The sequence below is a fragment of the Acinetobacter sp. YH12041 genome, assembly GCF_013419975.1.
Classification (GTDB): domain Bacteria; phylum Pseudomonadota; class Gammaproteobacteria; order Pseudomonadales; family Moraxellaceae; genus Acinetobacter.
The window spans coordinates 1-1,137 of sequence record NZ_VOZC01000054.1 but is presented as its reverse complement, the minus strand read 5'-3'; the positions used below and the strand labels follow the sequence as shown (position 1 = coordinate 1,137).

At 40.7% G+C, this 1,137-nt stretch carries 1 protein-coding gene; it reads left to right on the top strand.

The features are described 5' to 3' along the window. Positions 1 to 196: 196 nt before the first annotated feature. Positions 197 to 1,129, top strand: coding sequence for an IS5 family transposase (locus FTU00_RS15460; protein WP_180179989.1), 933 nt, complete (start codon positions 197 to 199; stop codon positions 1,127 to 1,129). The last annotated feature ends 8 nt before the right edge of the window (positions 1,130 to 1,137 follow it).

The following is a 1,137-nucleotide window of genomic DNA, read 5'->3' as shown; positions in this document are numbered from 1 at the left end:
CACCGTACCTATTTTTCTATGGAACGGTCATCATCTGTTTAGCTATTGCTTTTCATATTGCTAATGGTATGAAAGATGAAGGGGTTGGGTACTTATTTAGTTTGATCTTTGGTCGCTAAAAATATCATCTGATGTAAAAAAGGGCTTTGTTGCACAAAGCTATTCTTGAAGGCTTCTTCGGCAATATAATTTCCAGATGAAGAAGCCTGCACCTAAAATCTACCGTACAACCAATTGGTCCTCGTATAACCGAGCCTTAATTAACCGAGGAAATATTTCAATCTGGTTTGATCCTAAGGCCCAATGGTATGCACAACCTCAAGGCAAGCACGGACGAAATCAAACTTATTCCGATACAGCGATTCAATGCTGTTTAATGATCAAATCTCTATTCCGTCTTTCTTTACGTATGGTCACCGGCTTTACTCAAAGTTTGATTAAGCTGTGCGGCCTGGATTGGACCGCACCAGATTACAGTACGCTTTGTAGAAGACAAAAGCATATTGATATTGCGATAAGCTATCAGAAAAGTCGTGATGGGTTACACCTACTCGTCGACTCTACGGGTTTAAAATTTTTAGGTGAAGGTGAATGGAAACGGAAGAAACATGGACCTGAATATCGTCGCCAATGGCGTAAACTTCATATTGGTATAGATGCTGAAACCCTTCAAATACGCGCCATTCAACTCACTACAAATAATGTGAGTGATTCACAAGTGCTTGGTGATTTACTTAATCAGATTCCACAAGATGAGCAGATTAACTCTGTTTATACCGATGGAGCTTATGACACCAAGCAATGCCGTCAGGTCATTGCAGATCGGCAAGCGCATGCGGTGATTCCACCTAGAAAAAATGCGAAACCATGGAAAGATACAAAGACTAGCTCGCTAGAGCGAAATGAATTACTTCGAACAGTTAAACATTTAGGCAGGACACTATGGAAAAAATGGTCAGGCTATCATCGCCGCAGTTTGGTGGAAACCAAGATGCATTGCATCAAATTATTAGGAGATAAGCTGACGGCAAGACATTTTCAAAGTCAGGTCAATGAAGTTCATGCGCGTGTGGCAGTTCTGAATAGATTTACGGAATTAGGTAGACCTCACACCCAAGTTGTCACTTAAATTTGAAT